Annotated in this window: 12 protein-coding genes; 2 read left to right on the forward strand and 10 right to left on the reverse strand. The window is 56.6% G+C overall.

Features of this window, described 5'->3' with window-relative positions:
* Positions 1-47 precede the first annotated feature (47 nt).
* From Thiofri_RS23160 to Thiofri_RS23170, 3 genes are all read right to left on the reverse strand, one after another.
* Positions 48-8,366 (reverse strand): type I polyketide synthase, encoded by an 8,319-nt coding sequence (locus Thiofri_RS23160; RefSeq protein ID WP_051023857.1) that lies wholly within the window; start codon positions 8,364-8,366, stop codon positions 48-50.
* Positions 8,367-8,651: 285 nt separating this feature from the next.
* On the reverse strand, positions 8,652-10,187 hold the full coding sequence (locus Thiofri_RS23165; protein WP_009148904.1) for a hypothetical protein: 1,536 nt from the start codon (positions 10,185-10,187) through the stop codon (positions 8,652-8,654).
* Positions 10,188-10,203: 16 nt separating this feature from the next.
* Positions 10,204-11,547 (reverse strand): sulfotransferase family protein, encoded by a 1,344-nt coding sequence (locus Thiofri_RS23170; protein ID WP_083848467.1) that lies wholly within the window; start codon positions 11,545-11,547, stop codon positions 10,204-10,206.
* 314 nt (positions 11,548-11,861) lie between these two features.
* Between Thiofri_RS23170 and Thiofri_RS23175 the strand changes: the two genes are divergently transcribed.
* Entirely contained in the window at positions 11,862-12,785 is a 924-nt protein-coding gene (locus Thiofri_RS23175; protein WP_009148908.1) for a sulfotransferase, read from the forward strand.
* A gap of 35 nt (positions 12,786-12,820) precedes the next feature.
* Here the strand turns inward: Thiofri_RS23175 and Thiofri_RS23180 are convergent, their stop codons facing one another.
* The 7 genes from Thiofri_RS23180 to Thiofri_RS23210 all read right to left on the reverse strand — a co-directional run bounded on the left by Thiofri_RS23180 (position 12,821) and on the right by Thiofri_RS23210 (position 22,231).
* Complete coding sequence (locus Thiofri_RS23180) at positions 12,821-15,298, reverse strand: HlyD family secretion protein (protein ID WP_009148910.1); 2,478 nt, start codon at positions 15,296-15,298, stop codon at positions 12,821-12,823.
* Between the two features lie 48 nt (positions 15,299-15,346).
* On the reverse strand, positions 15,347-16,315 hold the full coding sequence (locus Thiofri_RS23185) for a sulfotransferase family protein (RefSeq protein ID WP_143741887.1): 969 nt from the start codon (positions 16,313-16,315) through the stop codon (positions 15,347-15,349).
* A complete protein-coding gene (locus Thiofri_RS23190) occupies positions 16,308-17,270 on the reverse strand; it encodes a BPSS1187 family protein (RefSeq protein ID WP_009148914.1) in 963 nt (320 codons plus the stop codon). The genes Thiofri_RS23185 and Thiofri_RS23190 overlap by 8 nt, the downstream gene beginning before the upstream one ends.
* Before the next feature lie 66 nt (positions 17,271-17,336).
* Positions 17,337-18,632 (reverse strand): hypothetical protein, encoded by a 1,296-nt coding sequence (locus tag Thiofri_RS23195; RefSeq protein WP_009148915.1) that lies wholly within the window; start codon positions 18,630-18,632, stop codon positions 17,337-17,339.
* A gap of 30 nt (positions 18,633-18,662) precedes the next feature.
* Complete coding sequence (locus tag Thiofri_RS23200) at positions 18,663-19,622, reverse strand: sulfotransferase family protein (protein WP_009148917.1); 960 nt, start codon at positions 19,620-19,622, stop codon at positions 18,663-18,665.
* Positions 19,623-19,682: 60 nt separating this feature from the next.
* Positions 19,683-20,216: a hypothetical protein gene (locus tag Thiofri_RS23205; RefSeq protein ID WP_009148919.1), complete on the reverse strand. Its 534-nt coding sequence runs from the start codon at positions 20,214-20,216 to the stop codon at positions 19,683-19,685.
* A 500-nt stretch (positions 20,217-20,716) separates the two neighbouring features.
* Entirely contained in the window at positions 20,717-22,231 is a 1,515-nt protein-coding gene (locus Thiofri_RS23210; protein ID WP_009146704.1) for an ISKra4-like element ISThio1 family transposase, read from the reverse strand.
* Positions 22,232-22,770: 539 nt separating this feature from the next.
* Between Thiofri_RS23210 and Thiofri_RS23215 the strand changes: the two genes are divergently transcribed.
* Positions 22,771-22,959: a hypothetical protein gene (locus Thiofri_RS23215; protein ID WP_040855843.1), complete on the forward strand. Its 189-nt coding sequence runs from the start codon at positions 22,771-22,773 to the stop codon at positions 22,957-22,959.
* The last annotated feature ends 321 nt before the right edge of the window (positions 22,960-23,280 follow it).

The following is a 23,280-nucleotide window of genomic DNA, read 5'->3' on the forward strand; positions in this document are numbered from 1 at the left end:
CCCAGGGCGACTCTCACCATCTTGGGCTGTTGCTATTCCTTGACACATCAGGCGTTGTCCTCCGGCGCGGCGGGACTATGAAGGCTAGGCGCTAGCCGATTGAGCGCCTCGCTGTAACTGGCGCCGACGCCGTCGAGCGCAAGGATCAAGCGCCCTTGGCTGTCGCGGACTTCGAAGTTTTGCTCGCTGCCACTCGGGCCCGCCTGGATGATCCGGTTGGTCAGGCGCAGGGGTTGCTCGGCGTCGAGAATGTCACCGGCTGCGCGGCTCACCAGGCGAAAGCCCGTAGGCAGGGGATATCGCTGATGGTGCAGTCTTGCCCAAAGAATGACTGTCTGTAGCAGGGCATCCACGATACCGGGGTCGAACAGCCAGCGAGCCTGTGGGTCGGCATCTGCGATCCATGCGCTGGGGTTGCTCGGTCGCAGAGACCCATCGACACCATCAGGGGCAATGTGGAGGTCACCGTGAAGACATTGAAAGAGAGGGCCATGGAAACAATGCTCCGCATAGGCCGCAGAGGCGGTTAGATGATGACAATCTTTTAGCGTGCTTGTTGGCACGTTTGCATTGCGCTCATCTGGTGCGTTGAGCATTACCGTCGCGCGATAATGGAGCCGGTCGTTTCCGGTATCGCGAAGCTCTGCGTCCACTTCATGCATGCCTTCTGCTGGCGATTCCTGCGCCTGGGTCCAGACTTCCAGCACGCGCGGCTGGTCATTTTCGAGTCTAATGCCGTTCAGGACACGCAAATCGCGGATACCGGTCACCAGATGCTTTGGCCAGCCGGCGGCGACGCATTCGGCCATGAGCTCCATGGCGACGGCGGCTGGCACAACTGGAACGCCATCGAGGCGATGGTCGTCCAGGTAGCGATCACGCGCGAGATCAAACCGATAAGCGAGCCTCATGCTGCCATCAGCCTGGTGTTCTGGACGTTGCAGGCCAAGCAATGGTTGCACCGGACCACCGGCCTGAGCGGGGACAGCGGTGTCAGGCGCTCCCTGTCCCTCGAAGATTCCGGCGATCAACTCCACCTGCGCTGGATCGCCAAAGGCAAGCTCGTCGCGCACGAAGCGACGGCCAGACGCTGGTGGAATAGGGGTCACTCCACGTTCGCGGAACTGGCGATTGACCGCCTCGGAGGCCATACCCGTCATCGCCCATGGACCCCAGTTGATCGCTAGCACGCGCGTTTTTGGCCATTGCTCACGCATCCACCAGGCAAGGCGATTCACCGCCTCATTGGCGCTGGCGTAGTCGGCCTGCCCGCGGTTTCCGGTTCGTCCGGCGACTGATGCGAACAGCAGCGCCAGCTTGAGGGACTCCGGGCGCAGATGACGGCATAGCAGATAGGTGCTGTCGACCTTGGTGTCGAAGACGCGGGAAAAGGACTCAGGCTGCTTGTCTTGGAGCAACTTGTCCTCAATGATGCCGACTCCCTGCAGCAGGGCATCAATGCGGCCATGGCGCTGGTAGGTTTTTTCGATCAGCGTGACCAAAGCTGTCGGATCGCGCGCATCGATTGGCTGGTACTCAACACGCGCGCCGGCTTCCTCGAAATCCGCAATGTTCCGTGCGATCTCGCGTGAGCGCTTGAGTTGCTTCAGGCGTCGATCAATCTCTACCGGTGTGGGCGAAGTGGCGGTCGCGCGGACTTGCTCGATCAGTGCCGCGCGCAGGACGTTATCGTCTTCGACTCCTCGTGTTGCCAGCGATTCCGGCTCCAGCCGGCTGCGCCCGACAAGCACCAAGCTCATGCCGGGGCGCAGAAGCTCACGCAGGACTTCGGCCGTAATCCCGCGCGCGCCGCCAAGCGCGAGAACCACCCATTGCGACGAGGGTTCCAATCCCGCCAATCTGTGGGGCTGGGGATCTATCGATGTATGGAGGGGATCTAACCTGGCCTCAAACAGCGCTCGCGTGCCTTTGGCGTAGCCAATTTCGTCGGCGTCATCGCTGGCGAGCAGCTCGTCGAGCAGCCATTCGACAAGGCGCTCCGGTTTGTCGTCAGGGAAGTCAATCGCCCGGGTACGCAGCTCTGGCCATTCGATGCGCGCGGTCTTTAGCAGTCCCACAGCAGCTGCTGCGAGCGGCAGACCGGGGCCGCAATGCCCATCGCGACCGAAGGCACCGCCAAGCAGGGAAGCACTGAGCACCGGGGCTTGCTGTGCGCGCAACTCCGCAGCGCTCGAGCTTAGCAAGGCGAAAAGCTGTTTGATATGCCGCCTGCTCTCGCGTTGCCAGTTGGCCAGAGTCTCGGGCAGCCCCATCCTTTCAAGTCCAGCTAGATGGACTAGCGCGCCAAAAGGACCGGCGTTGGCACGAGCCTGATCGAGTGTTTCCCGCAATGCCTGTTCCGAGGCGACATCCTCGAATTTGAGGATACTCGCCGGAATATTGCGAGCGCTCAGCTGCTCGGCCAAGAGGCTGGCGACGCCAAGACCGTCTTCAGTGATAAGCACCTGGCCGAGAATTGATCCCGGGCTTGGTTCAGGTCGCGGAGCTGGTATGGCGCGCATACTATAGCGGCCTAATGTCTGCGACCGAGTTTCCACCGGCACGCGCGCGGATTCGCTCTCTCGCTGTCCGGAAGGCCGTTGCTGAAGAAATTCTTGTTCAGCAGGCTTGCTTGTATTTTCCGGCAGGGTAGTTTCCGCTTGCAGGGTCAAGAGGGCGTCGGCAAGCGCGTTAAGGGTGGCGCACCGACTGATTTGATCCATCTGCGCGCGCATCGCAGTGGCGAGGTCGGTCGGTAAAGCCTTCTCGATACCTGCGATGATCTCCACCCGTTTGATGGAGTCAATGCCAAACTCGGCCTCAAGTGCCTGGTCCGGTCCGAGCATCTCCGGCGGATAGCCGGTGCAATCGCTGACGACACTGACCATGATAGTCAGCAGGCGATCATGCTCGAGTGCGGTTTCCTGGCGATTCCCCGGTGTTTGATGGGCAGCTGGATCACTTTCCGTTTCATCGCAGTGCGAAGAAAGTGAGCTCGAAGTCAGCAAGCCCCAAAGTGTATCGACGAGCTGATTTAGGTTCGCGGCACGGGCGATCTGATCCATGCTGGCGCGCATGGCTGCGGCAAGAGCCTGCGGCATGGCTTTTTCGACACTGGAGATGATCTCGACCCGCTTAATGGAGTCGATGCCCAACTCGGCCTCGAGTGACTGGTCCGGCCCGAGCATATCTGGAGGATAGCCCGTGCAGTTGCTGACCACGTCGGTCACGCGAGCGAGCAATCCAGCGCGATCAAGCACCGCCTCGCTACCTGTACCATCGTCTGGCACGGGCGTTGGAGCGGAACCAGCACCGGGCGCCGGAGCCTGGCTTGTGTCGGCAAAGCGCCTGTCCATGCTCTGCATGCTTGGAGCCATCGCAGCGGAACTGAGTGATTTTCCACGTGCATTGCCTGATGCGGCAACGTCGCTGCGCTCGTCAAAATGGAGCACCTCCCCGGGGCCGTCAAGATCGGGAACCACCGGCATGGGCAGTTCCGTCGCGGTTCCGGTAAGAAACTGATTCATCACCCGCTCTTGCAGTGTCAGAAACTGCTGCATGGTGGCTTGATAGGACTGATAGGCTGCGAGAACAGAGGAGGCGTCTGCCTGGTGCGCGCCGGGTCGGTCGGTGGCAGATGCGCGTCCCCCTGTTTCACCGTCAGGGCTCGCTGTCGAAGCGTTCATGTCGTGTTGATATTCATTGGTAATGGGAGGGCCGGAACTGTCGATTTTGGTTCCTGCCAGCGCCGCTAAATCTACTGGTATCGGTATCCTGACTGGCTCGTCGCGTCGGCGCACTCCGCCGCCACTGACCATCCAGCCGGCCCTGATGGTTTCCTGAGCGACAGGCCGGCGACCGGCAAAGAGCGCCTCGGTGTTGATATTGACGTCTTCGACAAATAGCGCACCAAGCGTACACATAATGCCGCGAAGACCGCCGCCGGTTCCGTCCATGGCCACAGCCAAATGTGGGGTGCCAGCCAAAATTTGAGAGGTTAAACCGGTCAGAATAGCGCGTGGGCCGGCTTCGATAAAAATGCGCGCGCCCGCAGCGTACATAGCCTGAATCTGGTCAACAAATCCGACCGGGCTCAGCAGGTGCTGCTTGAGCTGCGCACGCACCGCATCGGGTTCGCTCGGATAGGGACGGGCGTCAATGTTCGAGTAAACAGGGATGCGCGGAGCTACCAGGCTGACCTGATCGAGCGCAGCGGTCAGCGGGCCTTGCGAGTCGGCGATCAGCGGCGAGTGGAAGGCGCCGGCAACCGGTAGCCTGCGGGTTTTCATGCCCTTCTGCGCAAGTTGCTCGAGCAGCGTTTCAAGCTCCGCCTGCGGCCCCGAGAGGACGGACTGTTCGGGCGCATTGTGATTTGCGAGCACGAGTGCGCTTCCTGCGAGCAAGGGCTCGAGCGAGTCGCGACTGGCCTGGACCGCTGCCATGGCGCCATCGCCCTTCGCACCGGCCATCGCGAGGCCGCGAGCACGCGACAGGCGCAAAATATCAGCCGGCATGAGAGCTCCTGCAGCAGCCAGGGCGATGAACTCCCCATAACTATGGCCACCAACCATGTCGGGCACCAGGCCAAGGGCTGCGAGCAAATCCAAATAACCGAGTTCGACGGCGCCGAGGGCTGGCTGTGCGATCTCTGTTGCGGTCAAGGCAGCTAGAGCCTGCTGATCATCATCGTATTGTCCGCGTGGCCAGAGGTAATGGCTCAAGCGCTGCGGCAACTCGTTCGCGAACAGCCCTTCGGCCAGCTCGCATGCGCTGCGGAAGGGCTCGAACCATAGGGCTGCCTCGCGGCCCATTCCGGGATATTGCGCGCCCTGGCCGGGAAACAAAAAGGCGATTTGATGCGGCTCACGCGCGATGATCGGACCGTCGGGACCGGTCAGTCGGATGTGCGGCGATAGTGGCTTTCCTGGCTGGTTTAGTGCGGCAGTGGCTTGAGAAAGGGCGTTGGATAAGCTGGATTGGTCGTTTGCGACCACAGCCAGGCGCCAGGGCATTTGGTCACGGGCGACTCGATCCGCGTGCTCGATTGCAAGAGCTAGCAGATCGAAGCTTTGGTCTTGCAGTCTGCTTTGCAGGGTTTCAATGCGCTTGAGGAGCGCATCGCGCGAACCTTCAGCGAAGAGAATTAATTCGCAGGGCCAGCGCTCGCCGCCCAGGCGCGGCGGCTGCAGAGCACCTTGATATTCCTCGAGCACCGCGTGACAGTTGGTGCCGCCAAAGCCGAAGGCGCTGACACCGGCGCGGCACGGCTCGCTGCCGTTGCGCAGCCAGGGGATGGGTTCGCGCGCCAGATACACCGGACTGGTCGGTTCGCGCAGGCTGGCCATCGGCTGGCGCACGCCGGGTTGCGGTGGGATCGCCCGATGGTAGAGCGCGAGCGAGGCTTTGATTAGCGCAGCCACACCGGCAGTGCTTTTGGTATGGCCAATCAGCGCCTTAACCGACCCGAGAGCACAGCCGTGTACGCGCGCCTGATGCTCCGACAATAATTTGGTAATACTCCCAAGCTCGGTTTCGTCACCAAGCCGGGTTCCAGTGCCGTGGGCTTCGTATAGGCCGAGTGTGGCTGGGTTGATACCGGCCTTGCGGTAAGCGCGGTCGAAGGCCAGGCGTTGGCCGCTGGCGCGCGGGGCAGTCAGACCCAATGCCTTACCGTCGCTCGAGCTGGCGCTGGCTTTAATAACGGCATAGATTCGGTCGCCATCTGCTTCTGCATCGGCAAGGCGTTTCAGAACGACCATGGCAACGCCTTCACCGAGCAGGATGCCGTCAGTGTCCGCATCGAATGGGCGGGCGCGGTCCTGCGGCGTCAATGCCGGTGTCTTGGAAAAGCATAGGTAAGCGAAAGGTGAGAGCTTGGTATCCACGCCGCCAGCAATGGCCAGATTGCAACGGCCGCTGTCGAGTTGGCTGACGGCAACATCAATGGCGGTTAGCGAAGAGGCGCAAGCGGCATCGACGGTAAAGTTCGCTCCGCCCAAGTCGAAGCGGTTGGCGACGCGCCCAGCGGCAACATTGGGCAGCAACCCCGGGAAGGAGTCTGCGGTCCATTCGGGCAAAGCGTCCAACACCGCATCGGGCAGGCCTTGCAGACGCCCGGTCAATTCGGCACGGGTCGCATAATGCTCGCCCAGCTCGCCCAGACCTCCGCTAAAACCAAGAATGACGGAGGTGTTGGCGCGGTCAAAGTCGCCGTCGGCGTAACCCCCATCCGCGAGCGCGCGCCGCACGGCCTCCAAGCTTAACAGCTGAATCGGATCAATCGATGGTAGGGACTTGGGCGGTATGCCGAAGCGGGCCGGGTCGAAAGGGACCTCATCGAGAAAAGCTCCCCATTTGGAGTAGACCTTGTCGCGGGTGCTTGGATCGGCGTCGAAATAAAGACGCCAGTCCCAGCGACTCGGCGGAATCTCGCCGATGTTGTCGATCTTCTCGAGAATGTTAGACCAGAAGCCTTGCGTCGAATCGGCGCCGGGTAGGATGCTGCCAATGCCAACAATAGCGATATCGCTTGGGCTTGGCTCCTTGTCTACCTGAATCTCAGCCGTTGCTGGTAAGGTTGCGGGGCCAGGCGTGCACAGATCGCGATGAAGCTCGGCGATACCGATCACTTGGTCCCGCAAAGTGGCCACTTGGCCGATCATATACATGCCATCACGCGCTTGCGTGGCGCTATCGACGTCAGTCAGCCGTTGTCCGTCGCGCAGGATCCCTTTTGCTGCAACCCGAAGCCGCCCGAGACAAAGGCGATCCAACTCCTGACTGATCTCATCTGCAGGGAGACCCTGTTCGCGCAAGGATTGACGTGTCTGCTCAAAGGTGTCAGCAAAAGGCGTGACCGCGCAGCGCGACGCATGGCCGGGGCCGGTCTCCAGGTTGACCGTGCGCACACATTCCAGTGCCTGTTGCTGGAAGCCGGGCAAAATAGCGCCGTGGGCGACTGCCTCGCGCGTGAATAAGTAAGCGGTACCGATCAGTACGCCGATCTTCATGCCACGCGCGGAGAGTGGGGCGGCAAGCGCTTCTACCATGGCTGCCGAGCGCCTGTCATGGATGCCCCCAGCGAACAGGAGGTGCATCTCAGGTGCTAGTGCATCGGATACGCACTCGAGCAGGGTACTTACCACGCCATCCCAGAGCGCAAAGCTTCCGAGCGGCCCGACATGCCCGCCGCACTCGCGCCCCTCAAACACCAGACGCCGCGCGCCCTGCTCGACATAAAGCCGCGCCAAGGCAGGTGTAGGCGCGTGGAGATAGGTCGCAATCCCGGCCTTTTCGAGGTCCATCGCTTGATCGGGGCGCCCGCCGGCGATCAACGCAAATCCAGGGCGGATGCGCCGAACGATCTCGAGTTGAGCCACGCGCAACTCGGCTGGCGCGAAACCGAGTAGACCTACGCCCCATGGCCGTTCGCCGAGCAGCGCTTGAGTATCTGCAAGAAGCTTTTCAACGCTGTCCGCGCGCAGGAGGGCAAGTGCCAGCATCGGCAATGCTCCTGCTTCAGCCACTGAGGCGGCAAAGCCAGGGACATCGCTGACCCGCGTCATTGGACCCTGAACGATCGGGTAGCGGGTAGCATGAGAAACGGCCAGCGGGCCATCGGCAACCAGTCGGGGCTGTGTTTGGCTGCGGTTGACGTCCAGCGCGCTTTGCTCGAGCAGTGCGCGCACATAACGGCCCGTTGTCTTATACCGGGCACGAATGCGAGCTGATTCTGCAAGCCCTTGCCCCATGGGCCAGAGCCACTCGCGCGGGTCGCCCCAGCCAACCAGTGAGTGCACAATATCTTGATTCGCTGCGATCCTGACATCATCCACCTCGTCGTCTGGACGCTGCCAGTTCAGCGATTCTAGTCGCTCCAGTCCTATAACATTGCGCCGCTTTAGTATCCGCAGAGCACCGATACAGCGAGTGTCCTGCCCATCGCTCTTGCTGACCATGGTCTGCCAATTATCGGGCAACGCGGACTCTGGCATCTGCCAGAGGCTATCGTCGAGCACCACACCGGCACAGCCCGCTGCCCAGCAGGCAGCTGCGCTGTGCAAGCCGATTGCACCCTGTGCATACAAAGGCAAGCTAGAATGGGCCAGAATTTTCTGGCTTAGGACAAAGACGCTATCGTCTCCGACCAAGCCCCCGCTTTCATGACCCTTGGCAACCAGACCTTCAAATAATTCAGAAAACTGTTCGAGGGCACACAGTTGTGATGCATCCGTGATCTCGAGCAGTAGATGACGCAACTGGCGGGCGGGCAAGGCATCGAGCAAGTGATGCAGATCCTTTTGCGACCATTCACACAATATAAGCCAATGCTCACGCTCGGTCAGTGGCTCAAGCAGAGCAGACAAAGTCGGCTGCGTTATCTGCCCAGCGGCTAGACGAACACCAATCCGCTGATTTTTACGGGTAAAGCGAAGCAGGGTTGCAAGATTGTTAGCCGCAAAGCTGAGGCGGCCGCTCTGGCACCACTGATGATCGAGTATCCCAACACCGCCTGCGCGGGCCGTCGCAATGGCAATGCCCGAATGAGCAAGATCACTTGGGCAGAGCGTAAGGCAAGAAAAATCGTTCGTCGGCGCCATGAAGGTATTTTCAGATAGAGGACTGTTGCGGGTGCGCCTTTGGCGCAAAATTCACAGGTTTACCTTAGAGACGGCGAGCCTGCTTGGGTTCCCTGAAGCCCGGTGGCCAAGCAGGACTTCGAGCCCGCCGGCGGGATTGTCGCGATATTGCCATTCACCATGGACTTGCTCTGCGACCTTAGGAGCAAAGGGGTTGGCCGTCCCGACAAAAAGTCCATGTGGTGTTGAAACGAGGTTGCGGCATCCGTAGTTGAAGGCGTTATCAAACCCGGTACGCGTGACGGCGACCCAATTCTCGCCATCGCAGGTACGCCAGAGTTCAAAACCACCCTGCGCAGCGACAAACTCTTCAACTCCGGACGAGACAAGCATACGGGCAGAGCGCCATGGTCTTGCGGTCAGATCCAGATAGCGCAAAATAACCGTCCAATCCATCGTGCCGGCGTATAGCCAATTCTCGTGAACGCCGAAACGCCAGATATAGCCGCAAAAGAAATTGTTAAAGCCAGCCCCTAATGCGCTGATCGGCTCTTTGCCGTCACGCGCGTTACCAACCACGATATCCCAGTCACCGTTCTCGTGAACACGTAACACTTCCGCTGGTGCCGGGCCGATGTTAAAGCGATGATCATAGCCACCATTCTGGATGCCAGTCCCGATGAATAAATGATCACCAAAAGAAATCAGACTTGCCGTTCCCTGGTTTAGAGCGCCTCGGCCAGCACCGCCGGTTAGCACCTGCTCCCAATGATAAGGGGGTTCTCCTTCCGCTTGCGTGCGCCAGAGTTGAAAGCCGTTAATGCCGCCGGTGCCGGCATAGAGCCACCCTTGATGAACGGCCATGTCAAACACCACAAATACCTCTGGGGGAGTGCCGAAACCAGGATCATTAACCGAGCGCCAGTATCCCGAGGCCGGGTCCCGTGTTTCGAATATCAGCGAATTCCAGGCGGTATTCACATGCCCCTTGCTTGCTCCAGTTGGTGCCGTAAATAACCGGCCCTTGAAGGGAACCATGGTGCGAATTGCAGTGACGACCAAGTCTTCATTTTTGCTTGAAAACCGCGGATTGGGCAGCGTTTCAAAGTCTAGGCCGTTCTGACACCGGAGGATTTCCGGCCCCTTCCCACGTGAACGCGCCCAGCTAGCCACGTATAACGCACGCTCCGAATCAGAATCCCCCTTGAACGAGACCATCCCGCGATAGCCAAGATCGCGGCTGTAAAGACATGCGTCCGTCGGATCTCTCACCATCGGCGATCTGTAACAACGATCCCAGTGGTCGATCTCCGGGCTGTAACGCCAAATTTCTCCGCGTGCCGCGCCTTGCTCGAACTCAGGCGTGTAGTTTTGGTGCGGGCATTCAATTGGCCAAGTGTCGATGCGCACATAAGGCATCGCAAACTTCAGAAGGCATAGATTCGCTCGGCCGGTGCCAATGTAAAGATGATTCGCATGCCAAGCGGCTGAGTAAGCGTAACTATTGAAAGGATCACCGAAACCGTTCGCGCAGGTGCGGCGGAAATCCCGCTCACGCAAACCTGGTTGAGGATATGAACGATCCGTTGAATCAGTTCGAAAGCCCATCGCCGAATTCCGGACGTTAGTCACCACATTGGTATCCGTATGAAGCTGCTAACGACCAAGTGCGATCAGAAATCGCATCTAAGTTTGCGTAGCTTCTCCATCGGTATGCAGCATCGGGATTGATCCGATCATGAAGATGAAATTTCAGATCACCGCTCATTTCTCCGACTCGGTAAAGTCCATCGGTCATACGCTGATTCTTGTCGTGGTATGGGTCCAGCATTTGCGGCTGAAAAGGGATCGAAAGAGCACGACAAAGATCACGCAGAGTTATTTCGGGATCCTGGACCATATTTTCGTAAAGAATTCGGTGTTTCCGCTGTTTCGGAATCTTTTCAAGGAACGCAGTGATATTCTCGTTGCATGCAAGCCAAGTTAGCTCAGCGAACTGCTCACGGGAAAATTCAGCGCAATGACGTTGCATGAATGGCACCGCGCGTTCGAGTTTTGCATCAATGAAGGACTGAATCATTCCGCCTGGGTGACGGACCAGATGGATATAAATCGCTTCTTCGAACAGTGCTTCGGCGCGTTCAAGTACGTCGATTAAGAGCGCGCTCGAAGGCGTTTTGTCAACGAGCAACCGAGTTCCCAGGCGTGACTGCAAAAGCGCGTAGAATTCACGAACTGGTGTCTTTGCCGCTTCCAGTTCATCCATGCGTATCGTGGCTGCTTCAGCATCTAGCCCTTCCAGTGCCATCAGCGCGCGAATTGCGCCACTGGTCAGGTGCCGATTGTCTTTCAAATGAAATACTTGCCGCCTTTCCGCGAGATCCGAATACCAGAGCAGATGCAACTCGGGAGGCGCAAAAAGTTCAGGATGACCAGCGAGTATCGCCTGAAGAAGAGTGGAGCCGGACCGCGGTGCAGAAAAAACGAATACTGCTTTCGCTAATTTCGAGCCTGTCGCAGGGAGTGGCCCAGGCGGCGGAATAATCCCTTTGAAGCGGGCGATATGCGTTGAGTCTAATTGGGCTGACGGATCGCTCGAAGTCGATTCGAGTGGCTGATTTTGAACCCTGGCTGTAGCTTTGACTTTCCCTTGATCCCCGGCCTGAATACGCTCAACAACATAGTCGATCAGTGCTCCCAGCGACAGGTCGCTGATGTAACGGCCATCAACCATGAGGAGATCATGAAAACCGATATTGCGCGCACAGGCGCTTTCGATGCCGACGAAAAGATCGATGAATTCAACTGATGTCAGGCCGAGATCTGCGATCAAGAGGTGGCTGTCGTCGACTCGATCCTCCCATTCGTCAAACTCCCAATCCGGTGCTAAACTGGCCAACAACGGCAAAATAATTGATCTAAGTTCCTCTCGGCTGAATTGATTTCCAACACCACCCATAGTACGCATTTTAATTTTGCCAATTAAGCCGGTGAACTGGGTCCGCTGATGCAGTCAGCAAGCGACCCCGTATTGATGATTAAAAAGGCTGGTTTCCTGCTCGCTGAAGCGTATAGGGAAACTGTTATGCCTTAAAGTCTCGCAAGTAAAATTGGGGAGCAATTTGATTTTTTCAGCTTGCGCACGCTTAGGCCCTCGCAAAGTGCAGGTTCGAATACCAACTTGATTTTCGGAACTATAGTAGCAGAATTGTCTATACTAGCAGAATTCTTTGTTTTCCCAAAGTATGCACAAATCGCATATTTCTTTTTTTGAGAATTATCATGCCATTGTCTTCGCCTGGAACATTTGTGTTGTCATCTCCAAATTCTGGCGGCTCACGTTTTGTCGCAATGTTGGGGCAGCATACGGACTGTTACGGGCCACTTTCGCTGAACCTGATGGCAACGGAGCGGCTCGTCGATCTCTTGGATACGTTGCCATCCGGCGGGCTGCATGGACTGCTGCGAACGGTCGCGCAACTCTACGCAGGCGAGCAGACGTTGGAAACGATCGACATGGCCAAACGATGGCTATATCGACGCGCTCACCACAAGACTGCAGAAGTGCTTCGAGAAATCATGAATCGCGTCGCGCCACGTGTCCTCGTGGAATTTAGCTCCTTGTATTCGGATACTGACTTAGTCACTAGCCTTGAACGAATCTATTCTGCCTTTCCCGATGCCCGTTACCTGCATCTGACGTGCCATCCGGTTAGCCAAGGAAGCGCTTGGCTCCGCGATTCAGACGCACTCGCTCGCCTTCATCAGCTTCGGTCACTGGATGACCAAGCGACCACTCCGATACCCGATCCGCAGATCGACTGGTATCGGAGAAATCGCTCTATTCTAGACTTTCTGGGTAGGATACCGAAGAAAAATCGGCACCACCTTCGGATTGAGGACCTTGGATCTGACGCGAGGACGTCCTTGGCACGGCTTAGTGCCTGGCTTGGCATCGCGTGGAATGAACAGCAATTCGAATCTATGCTTCATCCGGACAATTCGGTCTTTGCCTGCCCCGGCCCGTTCGGCGCAGAGGGAGGGGCAGAGGCCGAGTTTATCGCCCAGCCCGCTTTTGTTCCTGAGAATCTTACCAACCTATTTCCGGCTGCTCCCTCTTTGGAGCAGAGACTCCCTTGGCGACCCGACGGGAGTCGACTGCGTACTGAAACAATAGACCTTGCGGGCCTGTTTGGGTATGAGTAAGAAATCGATACCAGCTATTTTTGTCATAGCCACTATCAGGGAATCCATGACCAAACTTCAATCGCGGCAAATCTTGTCAACGGTTGACTGAGTTGGATATAAAGCGGTTTGGTTCCGCTGTTAATTTTTCCGTAGCCTGACATACCTGGCTTGAGTGGTGTGGTTGCGGTGTTGCTGAACTCGATCAGCAATGAGAAAGTTTGTCCGAAGTCCGATTCTGAACCCGTTGGTTCAATCGCAACGACCCTACCGTGGAAAGGATGCAGCGGATAAGACATGAGGCGTATTTCCGCTGATGCTTCGATTTCGACGTCTGCGACCTCGGCTTCCGGTATGATCATCTCAACAATCGGCTTGATTTTCGCCTGCGCCATTGCAAAAGTGGCCCCTTGGTCTAGAAACATACCGACTTTCTGTTTCAGATGCGGGTCTACTAAATAGCCGGTGAAAGGCATTCGCAACTGAGCTCCGCTCATCTGCTCTTGTGAGTCAGCGAGCAACTGACGCAAGCGACGCAATGCCGCCTCTGCTTCAACGACCTGCTGACGCGCGATCTCAATTTCTTCTGGTGTTGGACCGTTCTCGAGCAGCTCCAACTGCGCTTTCGCTTCTGTCAGCTCTTTTCCTTTGGCCGCTACGGAAACAATGAGTTCCCCGATACGCTGGCGGTCGATGGCTGCCTGTTTCTCGCTGCGAGACAGCTCCAGCTCAGAGATCAAGCCTGGGGGAAGCTCATTGATACGATCAACTTCACGATCACTGTACTCAGACGCGACCTGCGCCGTTTCGAGCTGTTTTCGGGCTAACTGGGCGGCTAGCTCGGCGCCTTCTACGCGCGCGCGAGCTGCGGCGATCGTTTCCGTTCTTTCTCCACCAAGAAGCTGTTGAAGGCGATTCTGCCGCTGCGCCAGCTGTGCTTGTTGTTCAGCGATTTGCTCGCGCATCGCGGCGATTTCGCTCTCAAGCTCAATCGCTTGTATTACAGCGATGGTGTCAGCCCCTTGAATGAGAGCTCCATCTCCGCCACGATAACGAACATCGATCAAGCGGCCAGCAATGGGAGCCTGTATCGCCTGTTGTTCCGGTGGAAGTAGCACGACCTTCCCGCCGGGCCGATATGGTAAGGGCAGCATCAGCATTAATCCCAGCAGGATCAATACAAGTAGCGTCGTAGAATACCGGCTCACCGGTGACTTTTTCTTTTCGGGATCACTCTGGATCATTTCGTGGTACGCCGAGTCCGTTCGGCTTGGAGTGACGCCTTCCTGACGAAAAAGTCGGCGCATAATCCAGCGCAAGATCAGCATCAACACTCCCGCGAGAATGATAACGTGAGTTGCCTGACCGAAGATTTGCGGAAAAGCCTCAATTAGCGCGCTGACAAGATGGTCGGTAATTCGTACAAAGGCCCAAGCCCAAATGGCTGTGAGCGCAATGCCATAAAACAGCAAGCGCCGCGCGCGTGCTGGATCAATCCCGGTCGGCAACGGTTTGCCGGTCAAGCGTGCACGGGTGACGTACAGAGCCGTTTTCAACGTGCTGAGTGGTAGCTTCAGAACAGTCATCAGCCAGCGATACCCATCTGATGGCCGCCATGGCAGACTGACCAGGAGGATAGTGAGGAGCGCTGTATGGCTGATCACAAGTGCGTTGAGCGCGAGTTGACTACCACTGCCCCTCAGAATGAACCAACCGAGAGATCCGAGCACCAGAAGGACAAAACGAAAAAGGAGATTTGAGCCCCAGGTCCAGAGTCGCGCCGAACGATTAAAATTGCTAATAGCGCTATTGTCGATGTGAAAACGCGGCAGAATGCCAAATACGAGGCGCAAGCCGAACGATTGCACCTGCCCCCCGTAGTAGCCGATCAGCGTGCCCTGGACTAGACAACGTAGCAGACTGATCAGAAGCAAGCTGAACAGAAAGCGCCAGAGATAGGAGCTCGACTGGTCAATATAGGCAAGGTCCTGCTGCATTGCGGGTTGGTTCTGAAACAGCGTATAAACTGCAACTGGCACCAGGACCGTTAGGCTCAGGACTAACAGCAAAAAAAACGGGCGAAGTGGCCGCACCACCTTGGCTAAACCCACAAAAAAGCTATTTGGATCCGCAAAAACCCAACCTTCACCAGCAGAGGGTAGCGCCTTGGTTTCTTCGGAAGTCACAGACATGCCGACGGGGGGCGTGGCGTCCTCAGCTGGCAACGCGTGATCATCAGCGGCGAGTGGCCGCGTTCCCGGACGGATCAGATCGTTGGAGAGCGCCTGCTGTAGGAAGCCCTCAACATCCTGCGGAGTCAATGTTGTCCGATGACGTACATTGAACGCGGACGTGATCGAGTCACAGTTGCTTTGGCCATCAAAAGACTGAAACAGGGCTAGCGTCTGCGCGTCAAACTCATAGTGCGCGGCATTAATGGGGTCAACGACCCTAAAGACCTGCTTATCGGAGCGTGAGGCAATCGTATCGCTCTGAATCAGCAAGTCCGGTCGGAATTGTGGGTAAGGGCTCATTGCTTTCGCATTGAGACTAGGAGATCGGCGATCTTGATGGCTTTGGGCCTAGCAGTACCCTAGACGATGTGTAAGAGAGCTGATTTCTTCAATCAGTCGTTCTTTCGCTATCTTCTTGTCCTCGCCACCTAGTTGCCGGGATTGCGACCCCCAGTCGATCCTCTCTTCCGAAAGAAACTCCGCCAGCGATGGTTCAAGGAACTGGCGATGCTGTAGGGCAGGGTTTCTGAGGAACTTGTTGTCGTTTCCGCCTTCCGCCAAAGCAGGTCCGATATAAGCATAAGGTGAGTGCTCAGGGTGCTTCATCGCAGTGATCGCATCCGCGTCTGTCCGCAACCCAAGCCACTCTGCTATCTGGAACAGGTAACGATCTGGCGAAGACAGGAGTTCCTCGCCTTTCACCATCAACGATTGACCAGGCGGGAGGGTGCGGGTGAATTCGAGAATATTATGATGAATGCGATACCAGGATAGCAGCGTGTCTACACGGTCAGTCGTATCCCTAGGACGATTCTCCTTCAGCCATTCTATCATCGAACTACGGGAAGAAACCGGGTGGCGGGTCACATGAAGAAAGAAGCTCTTAGGATAATAGGTCCATGCTCGCTCTATATTCAGTCGCTGGACGGATGTAACGGGACTCTTCTCCATGCCGAGCCTCGGAGCTACCCGAGCGAGCATATGGTCCATCAGCGCTTTGGTAGTCCAATGCCGCCTCTCGTATAGCCAGCCTATTGCCCGCGCAACTGTGCCTTGTGTTTGATAGCCAAACTCAATTTGCGCAATGGCGCGGGAGAGACCATGAGGCCCAAAAAAATTGCCGGCCCGATATTCCTTATCAAGGACTTCCTCTAACGTGTCGCCGATGAACAGATGGAGTTCCGGAAAACCATAAATCTGCGGATGTTGCCCAATCATGGTCGAGATGACCGAGGAGAAGGATCGTGGCGGGGACAGCAAAACTAGCAGTCTGTCCGATTGAGCGAAGGGAGTTGATAGCAACGTCGTTTCAGGCATGCGCGTTCAGCAAATAGTGCCAGACTGGTTCAAAGACCGGCTGGCCTTGAGTTCCAATAGGAGTGAGATTGTCTTGTGCGACGCAGGCATGGTACTTTCCCCGTCGAACATTCTTAATACGAGTCACCAAACGCCGCGATTGCTTGAAAGCAGAGTCGCTTTGGTCGACAACGGCAATAGCGCTGTCATCCAATCGCATCAACTTCCAACATTCAAGAATTCTGTCAAAACCTTCGTCGTCGCTATGCACGAAACCGAAATACCGCTCTGTCGGCGTAACACCTTCAGCGCTGATCCAATCGGCATGTTGGTTGATAGTACGAACGAAATCAACCGGCGCCGCCAGCATTACAACGCGCAAGACCTGATAGGTTTTCCCGATGATAGCGGCTTGACCACCGCCCTGGGAGTGACCCGCCACAACAACTTTCGACCAATCGATACAATGTGACCCGCAGCAAAACTGTTCCCACCCTTGATCCGTGCGGCTGGATGAGAGGAGATTGAGCAATGCATAAAGACGGGCCTCGATACTGTTTTTCCTACCAATATCAATTAGCCCAGAACGATTGCCACCATCGAGAATATCAAGGCGTAATTTGCCATGGCAATTGGTATCGGTGGCGTCTCGGCATAGCCCCCCGACTGTCCAGGAGTTTGGATAACTCAGATTGATGGCATGATAGCCCATGTTGGCAGCTAACGACGTGATGCGTTTTTGATGCGTTGGCGTTCCGTATGATCCACATAAAAATAAAAACAATTGATTGCGCGCAGAAACCATTGGGTTGCGCATCACCAGATGGTCGTCACACCATTGCGTAACAGCTGAATCACATCGGTCCGGGGCAATTGCTGCTATCGAAATATCGCTACCCGCGAAGTTCGGGTGAAGTGGACTTTGATCTTGCAATCTCCTGAGTCGAAAAGGCGAGTTTGAAGAGACGGGGCGCATGCACTTGAGGCTCAGTGATTACAGGGAATGATTAAACTCGAACAGTCAACGCGATAGAATGGCACTTCAGATGGAAAAAGCAGTATTCGAAATATGTACAAACCGGATGCTTTCAGTTAGGTTAAAGTCGACGTTTTCGGCCAGCAGAACGATATCGTCATCTCCGCACGCAATCGCTTTGCATGTTTTCACTTGATCGAGTCGCTCAAATCCATCTCGTGTCATGTGCTGCCAGTCGATACCGTTGCGAGAGAAAGATAACTGAAGACCCTCATTATCGCTCGTACCCATCAAAAGATGATCGTTTTGGCTATGCAGGAATAGCCATTCGCGTGCTTTGCGATCACCTAGGCTTGGTCCTAGGGCCGACAACGGGAGCTTGAGTCCACTGACTGAAAAGCGTGGCACACCAAATAGCAGCTCCCAGTGATCGTCGGGATCAATGCGCAAAAGCTCAAAACCCTGGTAGTCGAAAAAACCTGATACCGGATAACGAGCATCAATGCTGGTTCCCGCAACTAGGAACAGGCTCCCCCGATGCACGACACAGCTGAATACTTGCATATTCTGTGCATAGCGTTCCGCGCCTTGCTCGAAAATGGGTCTCCAGCGAATGGGCTCTGCAGCGGGCGAGGTGCTCCAGATACTGCAACCCAGCTGGATGTCTTCGATACTGACGTAAAGCGCCCCGCTGAAGCTCACGACATGGTTCACTGCGTGATTTTTTGATTGTTCCAGCAAGTCAAGCAAGTTTAAGGGATCAGTATCAAGAACGATTTCGCCGTCCAGCGGTGACAACTGCGCCGTAACATCAATGAGTCGGTTGATATGGCCAACGGACCTTTGTTCGCGCCCCACCAGTAGCGTCCTGTCTCTGCAATGAAGGCAGGATGCATAATAGAACGCGGAAGCACATTCAGCGTGATCCTTGACGTTAATCTCTGAAAATTGGCCAACGGGAAGATTATCTATGCTTAAAAAATATGTCTCGAGGTTTGGTGTGATTACCTTGAGGCAAAGGCGGCTCTTTCTGCTGTCACCTGCGTCGAGGATTGCGATGTCGCATGTCGTTTCTACAAGCTCTTGGCCGGAGATCTGTACTGGTTCTTGGGTCTGCAATGGTTCCTGGTTAAGGCTGCTATCAAGCAGCGTATGCCAAATACCGGTCTTAAGCTCACAAGCTTGAATCTTAATCCGATTCTGTTGATCGTCAAAATCGTGGGCAACTTGCGCAAGATAGAACCAGTGCTCGAAACCCAGGGTATCGATTGCATGAGCGACTGGCCGATCAGGTTGGTTTGGAAACAGGCACCCTAGGGTGTCGCTTGGAGTGATATCTCGGCAGATTGGGGTTTCGATCATTGGTGGCTTTTATAGGCGGGGTGAATTGGCTTAATGGTAGCCGAGACGTTGGGAGAGTCCGCGCATTTCATTCTTAATAAAAGGCTGATTGACAAACTCTAAGCCAAGATCGCCAAGAAGGGCTTCACCCTGTGCAGAAATCCATTGGGTCGGTTCAGCCTCGAAAAATGCGTCTAGACTCGGCTCGGGGACTTGGGTTTGCCTCAGATTGGGGCTACTCATAAATTTCCCGTCATTGCCGCCACGCGCGTGCATCGGACCGATTCGGGCATAGGGTGAATTCTCAGGATGCTTCATCTGCTCGATTGCTTCGCGATCCGTGCGCACGCCAAGCCAGTCGGCGATTTGCGGTAGGTAAAGATCAGGGCTCGAAAGCAGATCCTCGCCCTTTATCCGAAAAACCTGCCCATCGGGAAGATTGCTGGAAAACTCCAGGATATTTCGATGCATATGATACCAGATCAGCATGTGATCCATTTCAAGTGATCGCGTGCGCTCGGTGAGCCTTCGAAGCGTCTTGCGTTCAGAAAAAAACTCCTGCATTGACAAGCGCGTTGAAACCGGATGGCGGGTCAGATGCAAATATTTGGCCTTCGGATAGCAGTGTCGTACATTATTGAGAAACGCCACGCGCATGCTGGTCACCGGGCTTTTTTCTATACCGATAGCCGGCTCTACGGCAGCTAGAAGCTCATCGAAGAGTTGCTTGACTGTCCAATCGCGTCTGGCATTCAACCACAGACCGGCGCGGATAATACCACTAGTAGTCTGGCGCCCTTCTCGCAGTTCTGCGATTGCTCGCAGGAGACCTTGCGGGCCACTATAGTGCCCATTTTTGCTCTCTCGCTCAATGACTTCGGCAACTGTTTGAGCGACGAAGAGATGCAATTCTGGAAAGCAATAAAGGTCCGGATGCTCGCCGATCATTGTCGAGACGACGGAAGAAAATGAGCGCGGCGGCGACAAAATAATAAGTGGGTCGGGGGCCATTTGAGGTTTTTGCTGAAGTGAATCTTGCTTTAGGTGTGGTTTGCTATTGAGTAAATTGTTTTACTGAATTGTCTCATGCGCGCGGATTGCAATGATCAGTTGATCGAGTTCGCGCTGAGTTTCAGCAGAAAGCGTATTGAGGAGGCGCAGCCGTTGCTCAGTCTTCAGTTTAAGCGCTCTAAGGTCATCGAGCGACGTGGAGCTAGGATGATACTCAGCATCCACGCTTGCCAGCCACTCGCCAATATGCTGGCGCATTCGTGGGATTTCTTCGACAAGAGAAGCGTAGCCAGGTAAATGCGGGCTATCGTCGATTAGGCCCGCGAAATGTTGTGTTTCGTTCTGAATATGAGCCGGGTCGCGCATTGCATGGCGGAGCTTGACCCAATCTTCCCGTGTGATTCTGTGGGTTGTATTGTCAGTTTGATCTTGATCGGCCTCTGCATGCGCTGGAGCAGTGCGCAAGAAGATCGACAACATAGCGAGCCCATCAATGTCGGATAATTCACCAACGCGCTCTTCGCCAAAAGCGACACTCAGGCGATTAAGAATTTCTTGGTTGCGTACCTGTTTTTCGTTTTGCGGGGTTGTCATTCGAGTATTGAAGAGTTGGTGCTTGTTGAGTATTTTTGTTACGCGATAGGCACACACGCTGCAGGCAAGGGCCTGAGGCTTAAGCAAAGTAAGTGCACCAAGACCAAAGGGCTCATGGATGGGGAGCTCGCTCTGATGCCGGGCCCAGCCCTACTCGCCACATGCGCTGCCTTGGGATTGCACCGGCCAAAGGTTTCAGCAACCCTTGACTCCGCATCTCGGCGTAATCCGAGGTTGCTCACACTCCGGTGGTTTTCGACGGCGCGAAGACAGACTCTTCTATTAGGTCTTCCTTGTCAAATCATTATTCCGAACAGCTAGTAACGCCTCTAGAACAACCCAAACAAGTGATAGCCGGGTTAGCGAAGCGTAAGCTAACAATTCTTGTCAACACGTGGGAATTTGTTTGGGTGCGGCTCTTTTGGAACGACGCCAAGCGCCGCAGAATCCAGCGGTTGCGGGCGACGTTTCCGGTCGATGGTGATGGCGCAAGTGAGACATCATGCCGCCACGGGCAAGTCCAGCGGGATCGGTGGTCCTGGATAGTGGCGTCGGTGCTCAGCGTCGAAGTGAAACGCAAGATAGGCCGGCAAGTCCCCACTGATCTTTAGTGAGCGCAGTTTCAGGATCGCCTCGGCGCGGGCCAGCCCCCAACGCGCCCCGGTGAGATCCATGCGATCTTTGACGAGATGGCGACAGGCGCCTTCGATCACACCAGTGGCGATTGGCAGCCCCAGCGCAAGCGCTTGGTCGTATTCGAGGCGCTCGCGGTTGTTGTCGATATAGTCGGCCGCCTTATCGATGGGTTTGCGCGCCGTCTCGCCGAGTTGCTTGCGCGTTGCCGCGCGGCGCAGTCCCACGGCCACGTCGTGGGCGCGACCTTCGAGGATGGCCATGGCGCGCTCCATCACCCACTGCTCGCGCTCCGCGGGGGTCTCGGGAAAGAGCGCATGCGCGGCTTTCCACAGATATTCCAGCACATGGATGAAGTCCTGGATCACCACCACCTCGACCTTGTAGCGCTCGGCCGCGGCTGTGACTTGGCGCAGCAGATCTTCCTGACCGTCACAGAGCACCACCCAGCGGCGGTGCTGATCCGGGTCGCGGCGCATGGCCTCCTCAAACGCCTGCTCGATGACGGTGCGCTGATCGGCCTCCACGCGTGCCCAGGTGCGTTTGTTCTGGACTTCGGGACGTTTGCCCGCGGGGGCTTGTTTGGGATCAAGGATCTGCTCTGGGGTGCGTGGGTAGGGCTCGACCTCATAGACCGAGGCGACGGTGGCCATGCGTTTGCGCTGCTTTTTCTCCCCAGGACTCAGCCGGGTCTGTTGCTTGTGCGCTTGGCGCTCGCGCGCCTTGCGGGTGGCCTCGCGCAAATCGCTGGGGCGCATCACGATGCCCTTGCCGTCAGCACTGATGATCAGGAGGCGTTCGCTCGCTTCATTCGGCTCCTGGGGGACAAAGGGTTGGGCGTAGAAGGCGTCGAAGTCCTGGCTCAGATGCACGGCCACCTCCTCGGCTTGGCGCTTGGCCAGCGTCCCGCCGCCGGCTTGTTCGAGTGCCGCAAGCGCGGCGTCGAAGGAGTTGTTCACGACCTCACCGGCCAGCACCTCGCACAGGCCATGGGAATACCTGCCCGGGGGCAGATTCAGCTCAGCATCCAAGGGGAAGACGCTCTGGAGTCCCCGCGCACCGTAGCCCCGGCGCGTGACGGTCACTTCCCCAAAGCGGGTCTCCAGAAGTCGGGTACAGCCGGCGCGATGATGGGTCCGGGGATAACCATCGGCGCCAATCACGGACGCATACCGCGGTTCCTCTCGCGCTCTTTGTTCCAGGTGCGACTGGACCATCTCACACAGCAGCTTCATGCCGCCCTGTTGCACCAGCGCTTCGATTTCCCCGTGCGTGGCATGTTGGGCTTGCTCCCCGCTCAGCGTCTCAAGCAGTTGGACGAACTGCGCGATCGCCCCCTCGTAGCAATCGAGGCTTGGCAAAGAAATCGTGTAGCATGGCATCGACAGGGTCTCCTCAGGGTCCGTGACAAAAGTTTCGTCCCTTCAGTTTCGCACCCGAGTGGAGGCCCTGTCTTCCCTGTCCTCAGGTTTCTAGCTGGTTAAGCTGTTGTTTTCTAGTCGCTGAGCGTCGTTCTAAAGGAGCCGCACCCAATTTGTTTTGGTAACTGTTCAACTACCCCGCCTGCGTCGTCGGTGTCTTGCCACCGCCAATAGACCCAACGCGGGTTTGAAAGGTTCCAATTGGGGAGTTCTAGGAGTGTTGATCGGGAAAGAGCACAGGGTGACGAAACGCTGCGAACCGATCTCGGAACCGAAAGGCCCGGGATCTTTTGGCGCGGTTTGGTGGCAGGAGATAGATTGCGATGCCCATCTGGCTCGGGCCAGATGGGCACCGCCCTTTCTCCTTTACCGGGAACACGCCAGAATGAGCATGCCCCCAAACTGCGGCTCTCTCGCCGAGGCAACTTCGGCAGTGGCTTGTTGCATCAACCGGAGGGTGGCGGCTTGCTTGATTTGCGGCGGCGCTTTCTGAGCTGCGCTTGCCGTCTGAGCTGCGCTTGCCGTCTGAGCTGCGCTTGCCGTCTGAGCTGCGCTTGCCGCCTGAGCTGCGCTTGCCGCCTGAGCTGCGCTTGCCGCTTCCGGATCGGGATAGCCTGTCGGTTGTTGACTGCGCTAAGCTCGGCAATCAGCCCAAGAGGCATTGTCAGTTAGGCGTAATCGCCTACTGAGACCCTGACATCAAGGATGATTTGAGGACAAGCCAAGAACGCGCAGTTTGACAAGACCTCTGAGCAGTTACTATTTTTCGAATTGTTGCTTAGCAACCGCGGCGTACATAGGCAGCCGACACGAAGCCGCGCTGCCCTCGGTAGGTAATCTCTACCCAACTGCGCCCTGCGGCCCAGCCACGAGCGACTCCACAAGTGCCGGCTCGAAGCACACCAAGGACCCGACAATCGGTTGAAGGGCAGCTGCGCACATTCAGGTCAGTGGTGTTGTGAATGCGCACCTGCGCGGCCTCGGCAGACCCAGGCATTACGGCTATTGAG

The sequence above is a fragment of the Thiorhodovibrio frisius genome, from assembly GCF_033954835.1.
In the GTDB taxonomy this organism is placed as follows: Bacteria; Pseudomonadota; Gammaproteobacteria; order Chromatiales; family Chromatiaceae; genus Thiorhodovibrio; species Thiorhodovibrio frisius.

Excerpts from the sequence above, each read along its gene's own strand:
- Thiofri_RS23165 (WP_009148904.1), bottom strand. The coding sequence starts at position 10,187 with ATGGGCTTTCGAACTGATTCAACGGATCGTTCATATCCTCAACCAGGT.
- Thiofri_RS23205 (WP_009148919.1), bottom strand. The coding sequence starts at position 20,216 with ATGACAACCCCGCAAAACGAAAAACAGGTACGCAACCAAGAAATTCTT.
- Thiofri_RS23195 (WP_009148915.1), bottom strand. The coding sequence starts at position 18,632 with ATGATCGAAACCCCAATCTGCCGAGATATCACTCCAAGCGACACCCTA.
- Thiofri_RS23185 (WP_143741887.1), bottom strand. The coding sequence starts at position 16,315 with ATGCCTGAAACGACGTTGCTATCAACTCCCTTCGCTCAATCGGACAGA.
- Thiofri_RS23210 (WP_009146704.1), bottom strand. The coding sequence starts at position 22,231 with ATGCCATGCTACACGATTTCTTTGCCAAGCCTCGATTGCTACGAGGGG.
- Thiofri_RS23175 (WP_009148908.1), top strand. The coding sequence starts at position 11,862 with ATGCCATTGTCTTCGCCTGGAACATTTGTGTTGTCATCTCCAAATTCT.
- Thiofri_RS23170 (WP_083848467.1), bottom strand. The coding sequence starts at position 11,547 with ATGCGTACTATGGGTGGTGTTGGAAATCAATTCAGCCGAGAGGAACTT.
- Thiofri_RS23180 (WP_009148910.1), bottom strand. The coding sequence starts at position 15,298 with ATGAGCCCTTACCCACAATTCCGACCGGACTTGCTGATTCAGAGCGAT.
- Thiofri_RS23200 (WP_009148917.1), bottom strand. The coding sequence starts at position 19,622 with ATGGCCCCCGACCCACTTATTATTTTGTCGCCGCCGCGCTCATTTTCT.
- Thiofri_RS23190 (WP_009148914.1), bottom strand. The coding sequence starts at position 17,270 with ATGCGCCCCGTCTCTTCAAACTCGCCTTTTCGACTCAGGAGATTGCAA.